Source organism: Sphingopyxis sp. KK2 (genome assembly GCF_001990265.1).
Lineage (GTDB): Bacteria > Pseudomonadota > Alphaproteobacteria > Sphingomonadales > Sphingomonadaceae > Sphingopyxis.
Map to the genome: position 1 here is coordinate 1 of NZ_LYVN01000196.1, position 5,514 is coordinate 5,514.

Here is a 5,514-nt window from a genome sequence, read left to right on the forward strand (position 1 = left end):
GTTCCGGCGAGTGCGCACCGCCAGTGGATGATGCCGTCGTCGACCGTGCTGTCGGGTGACGATGTCTGGGTGACCGTCGACGCCGCAGTGTCGAACGACCTCTTCTATTTCGAGCACCAGCCGATGCGGCTCGACGCGCTCAAGGCATGGTCGCCCGACGGCAGCGAGGCGACGATCGAGAATAAGTCGACCGGCCGCTATCGCAGCACCTTCGACGTCCATCTGACGCAAAAGGGCACCTGGCGCATCGCCTCGGTCGTCGACGGCGTGATGGGCAGCTATGACCTGAACGGCAAGACCGAGCGCCTGCCGCGCGGGACGACCACCGCCAACCTCGCCGAGCGCATTCCTGCCGGCGCGACCAATGTGCAGACCGCCGAATCGAGCAACCGCAACGAGATTTTCGTGACCGTGGGCGAGCCGACGATGACGCTGTTCAAGCCGACCGGCAAGGGTATCGAACTGGTGCCCGTGACGCACCCGAACGACCTGTTCGCGGGCGAGGCGATCACTTTCCAGTTCCTGCTCGACGGCAAGCCGACCGCCGACCTGCCGATCACCGTCATCCCCGGCGGTATCCGCTATCGTGACCAGCTCGGCCAGATCGACACCAAGACCGGCGCCGACGGCAAGGTCGAACTGACGCTGCCCGAAGCGGGCATGTATTGGGTGAACGTCACGACGCCGCGCATCGAGGGCGAGGGCGAAGGTCCGCCGCCCGCCGGCGCCGCCCCGACGCGCCGCGCGAGCTATGTCACGACGCTGGAAGTGCTGGCGCCCTGACCGACCGCATCCTGATCCCCCGTGCGCTCACGCCCGCCGCTTTCGACGGGCGCGCCGCCGGGGCGATCATCGAGAGTTTTGCCGGAAAGACGATGGGGACCGACTGGTCCCTGCACGCCGTTGCGCCGCCTGTCGGCGTAGCCGAGGGCGTGCAGGCGGCGCTCGACCGCGTCGTCGCCCAGATGAGCCAGTGGGAGGCGGGGTCCGACCTTGCGCGCTTCAATCGCGCGCCGGCTGGCGAATGGCATTCGCTGCCCTCCGAATTTGCCGATGTCGTTGCAGCGGGTCTCGCGATCGGGAGTGCCAGCGGCGGGGCGTTCGGCATTGCGCTCGGCGAATTGAGCGAGGCCTGGGGGTTCGGCACGGCGCCGCCCTCTACGAGCCTCGGAACGGCGCTCGTCCCCGCTCCCGACGGCGTCGATTTCGACCCCGCCACCCGGAATATCCGCCGCCGCGACGGGGCTCTGCTCGACCTGTCGGGTATCGCCAAAGGCTATGGCGTCGATCTCGCCGCCGACTGGTTGCTCGCGCAGGGCGTCCGCCATTTCCTGATCGAGGTCGGCGGCGAACTGCGCGGCGAGGGCATTCGGCCCGACGGCCAGCCCTGGTGGGTCGATGTCGAGGTGCCACCGTCGTGGGCGGGAGCGGGATGGCGCATCGCGCTCCACGACCTTTCCGTCGCGACATCGGGCGACTATCGCCGCGGCGTCGAGATCGACGGCCAGCATTATTCGCACAGCTTCGACCCGCGCACCGGGCGCCCGATCGCCAATGGCGTGCGCTCGGTGACCGTGGTGCATCGGCAATGTATGATGGCGGACGGCTGGGCGACCGCGCTGACCGTGCTCGGCGCCGAAGCCGGGATCATGCTGGCCGACGAACGCGATCTCGCGGCGTGCATCCTCGCCAATGGCCGCGAACATGTGTCGCGCGCCTGGAGCGCGATGCTCGACTAGCTGTCGGCCCAGCGCCGCAGCAGATTGTGGTAGACGCCGGTGAGTTCGATAACCGATCGGTCCTTGCCGCCGAGGTCGTTCGTCAGCCGTTGCACCGACCGGTCGAGGTCGAACAGGATACGCCGTTCTTCGGCATCGCGGATCATCGACTGCAGCCAGAAGAAGGAGGCGACGCGCGTGCCGCGAGTGATCGGCGTGACGCGATGGAGGCTCGACGAGGGATAGACGACGGCATGGCCGGCGGCGAGCTTGACCCTTTGCACGCCATAATGATCCTCGACCAGCAATTCGCCGCCGTCGTAATTTTCGGGGGCTTCGAGGAAGACGGTGATCGACAGGTCGCTGCGCATGCGAAATTCGGTGCCGCGCTTCAGCCGGATCGCGTTGTCGACATGCGTGTCGAATTCATGCCCTTCGCCATAGCGGTTGAACAACGGCGGGAAGATCTTGAGCGGCAGCGCGGAGGCGAAGAAGAGCAGCGAGCGGCCAAGCGCCTCGAGGATCATGCGGCCGGCACGCCTGGCGGTATCGCCGTCCTCGGGAAGCTGTTCGTTGCGCTTGGCCAGCGCCGATTGCGGGCCTGAGGTCGCATTGCCGTCGATCCAGTCGGCGGCGTCGATCAGCGCGCGGATCTGCGCAACCTCGTCGGCCGACAACAGGTCGGGAATGGCAATCAGCATGGCGGAACATCCCCCGGGGCAATACCGTTTTGCGCTGCCATAGCTTGGGAAGGCAATCAAGGACGGGAGCAGGCCCGGTGGGCCGCTCCCGCCACAGGATCAATAGGTGTAGCTCAGCGAGAAGATCGCGGCGCGGGCGTCGCCCGGGGTCGCCCAGCCGCTGTTGCGGACACGGGTGAAGTAGAGCTCATCGGTGAAATTCTTCACGTTGAGCTGTGCCTTCAGCTTGTCGGTGACGTTGTATGCGACATACGCGCTGTGAACCAGATAGTCGTCGGCGCGGAACACAGGGTTCAGCGCGGTCGAACCCGGAACCAGCGGCGTGGTGAGCGCCGGCAGGTTGAGCGCGAAGCTGCCCTGATAGGTCATGCTGTACCCGACCGTGAGCCCGAAGGGGAACTCATAGGTGGTGAACAGGCTGCCCGAATGCTTCGGCGTATTCTGCAGTTCGGCGCCGCGCGCCGGGTCGAGGACCTGCGCATTATTGCCGCACGGATTGGTGAAGGCGGTCGCCGGCGACACCGGTGCGATCGGACCCGGGTTGGCGAGGCAGAAGTCCGACACCGACTGGCGCAGGCTGCTGTCCAGATAGGTGTAGTTCGCCGTGACCGACCATTGCGGGGTAATCTTTCCGACGACGCTGAGCGCGATGCCATCGACGCGCGACTTGCCGTCGAGCACCTGGTCGGGGATCGTCGGGTCATTCGACGGCACGCGATACTGGTTGCGCTCGTTGCGGAAGGCTGAGGCGGCGAGCAACAGGCGGCCGCCCGCGACTTCGGCCTTGGCGCCGATTTCGATGTTGCGCGCGCTTTCGGGCGACACGTTGCAGGTCGCGACCGTGCAGGCGCCGTTGACCGCGCTGATCGATGGCGTCTTGGCATTGCCATAGGCGGCATAGAGCGTGACCGTCTCGATCGGCTTGAACACCAGGCCGACGCGATAGGAGAAGAGGTCGGCCTTGTTGCGCAGGACCGGGCCGACGATGATCGGGCCTTGCGGCACCGTGGTCGTGGCAGCGACCGAGGTGTCGGTGCGATAATTGCCGCTGTTCTGTTCCCAGCGGATGCCGCCGTTGAGCTCGAACTTGCCGAACTTCATCGCGTCGAACAGGTAGACGGCATAGTTGTCGACCTCGCCTCGCTGGCGGCCGCTCTCGAAATAATTGACCGGGCCGGTGTAGACGTTGCTGCCGTAATTGAAGCCCGGCGGCCCCTGGATGACCTCGTTCGGGTTGCCGAAGTTGATCAGCGGGAAGGTCGCGTTGGCGACGGTGCCATTGGCGTTGCGATAGACGTTGCCGGTCGAGAGGAAATATTTCTCCCAGCTCGCCGAGGCACCGGCGACCATCGTGTGCTCGATCGCGCCGGTGTTGAACACCGCACGCAGGTCGAGCTGGTTGTACATGATCTCGTTCTTCGAATCGCGCAGGTTGCCGCGCGGTCCGCCGATCAGATAATAGCCGACGGGGACCGTCGCGGGGCAGGCGGCACCGGTGGGCAGCACGCCGCCGGTGAGGCAATAGGTGCCCTGCGGCGGGCCGACGATCGTCAGCTGGCTGACCTGCTGCCAGCGCGACAGGTTGCGGATCGACACCTTGTCGCTCAGTTCGGTCTCGAAGATCGCGGTGGCTTGGTCGACCGTGATTTCCTGCGTGTCGATGTTACGATAGCCGAAATAGTCGCTGCGATCGACGCCCGGAAGCGGGCCATCAAGGATGGCGTTCCGATAATAGGGGACGCCGTATTGCGGGATATTGTCGTCTTCCTGATGCAGATATTGCAGGATCAGGCTGGTTGGCCCATCAACCCCGAGCTTGACCGACGGGGCGACGCCCCAGCGTTCATAATATTCGACGTCGCGACCCGGCACGTCATTCTTGTGTGCCATCGCGTTGAGGCGGACGGCGACGAGGTCGCTGACGCGGACATTGGCGTCGACGGTGCCGCGATAATAATTGTCGGTGCCGATACCGCCGGTGAGGATCACGCGCGTGTCGGCATAGGGGCGCTTGGTGACGAGGTTGATCGAGCCCCCGACTGAACCCGAGCCGTTGGACACCGAATTGGCGCCATTGACGATCTCGAGCTGTTCGAGGTTGAAATTGTCCGAGCGGTTATAGGCACCGCTGTCGCGCACACCGTCCTGCGTGATGTCGCTGCCCGCCGAATAGCCACGCAGTGTAATCGAGTCGGCCGGCGGCGAACCGCCCTCGGCGGCGCCGAAGGTGATTCCGGGGACGGTCGAGAGCATGTCGCGCAGCGTCAGCAGATTCTGTTGCTCGATCGTCTCAGCGGTGATCACGGTGACGGTCTGTGGGGTATCGCGAACCGAGCGGGTCGACTTCGGCGATTCCTGCTGGGTTTGGTAGTGTTGCCCGGTGACGATGATCTGCTCGCGCTCTTCGTTGCGGTCGCGTTCGGTCTGTTGCTGATCGGCGGCCTCGGCGCCGGTTTCGGCTGCCATGGCAGGTGCGCTGACGATGCTGCCGACGCAGGAGAGCGCCAGGAAAGTGGCGGACGTCTTGGCTTTCACGATAAACCCCCTTTTTGGTTTGTTCGCGGGCGCCGCTATTGAGAGTCGTTCGCACTGTCAATGCATATTGATAATCATTCGCACATTTGGACCGGTCGCTGTTACAATTGGCCGGGGCCACCCGGCCTTTCGAGCCACCAGCTCTGGCGCCAGCCATAGTCGCTCGCGACCGCGGCCGGCCGAGTCGGTTGCGGGCTTGAAGCGGAAGCGCTCCTCGATCAGCCGACAGGTGGTGGCGTCTAGCGAGGCGTCGCCGCTCGACCGGGTGACGCGGCAGCGGGTGACGCGCCCGGTCGTCTCGATGGTGAAGCGCACCTCGACCTCGCCGCCGACCTTGGCGCGCCGCGCCGCCTTCGGATAGTCGCGGTCGGCAATCGTGCCGCTGCGCCACATGGGCCGTGTGCCGCCGTCATCGCCCGATCCGCCAGACCCCAACCCGTCGCCGCGTCCGCCAGCGCCGCTGCCCGGACCAGAGACCGGTGCGGCCCCCCGCCGAAGCCTCACTGCCATCGCCGGGCTTCGGCGCGGCTGCGACCGGCGGCGGCTGAGGCGGGGGCAGC

At 65.9% G+C, this 5,514-nt stretch carries 5 protein-coding genes; 2 read left to right on the forward strand and 3 right to left on the reverse strand.

Going from position 1 to position 5,514, the window contains the following annotated elements:
* Positions 1 to 783: DUF4198 domain-containing protein (locus B1A78_RS20045; RefSeq protein WP_077148644.1), on the forward strand; the 783-nt coding region annotated here is incomplete at its 5' end.
* Positions 784 to 875: 92 nt separating this feature from the next.
* Complete coding sequence (locus B1A78_RS20050; RefSeq protein ID WP_083734355.1) at positions 876 to 1,739, forward strand: FAD:protein FMN transferase; 864 nt, start codon at positions 876 to 878, stop codon at positions 1,737 to 1,739.
* On the opposite strand, the gene B1A78_RS20055 is transcribed toward B1A78_RS20050, so the two are convergent.
* From B1A78_RS20055 to B1A78_RS23220, 3 genes are all read right to left on the reverse strand, one after another.
* Positions 1,736 to 2,419 (reverse strand): Fe2+-dependent dioxygenase, encoded by a 684-nt coding sequence (locus tag B1A78_RS20055; protein WP_077148645.1) that lies wholly within the window; start codon positions 2,417 to 2,419, stop codon positions 1,736 to 1,738. The genes B1A78_RS20050 and B1A78_RS20055 overlap by 4 nt on opposite strands.
* 99 nt (positions 2,420 to 2,518) lie before the next feature.
* Positions 2,519 to 4,885, reverse strand: a complete 2,367-nt coding sequence (locus B1A78_RS20060) for a TonB-dependent receptor domain-containing protein (protein ID WP_083734357.1) — start codon at positions 4,883 to 4,885, stop codon at positions 2,519 to 2,521.
* Positions 4,886 to 5,011: 126 nt separating this feature from the next.
* On the reverse strand, positions 5,012 to 5,347 hold the full coding sequence (locus B1A78_RS23220; protein ID WP_256839553.1) for an energy transducer TonB: 336 nt from the start codon (positions 5,345 to 5,347) through the stop codon (positions 5,012 to 5,014).
* Between the last annotated feature and the right edge of the window lie 167 nt (positions 5,348 to 5,514).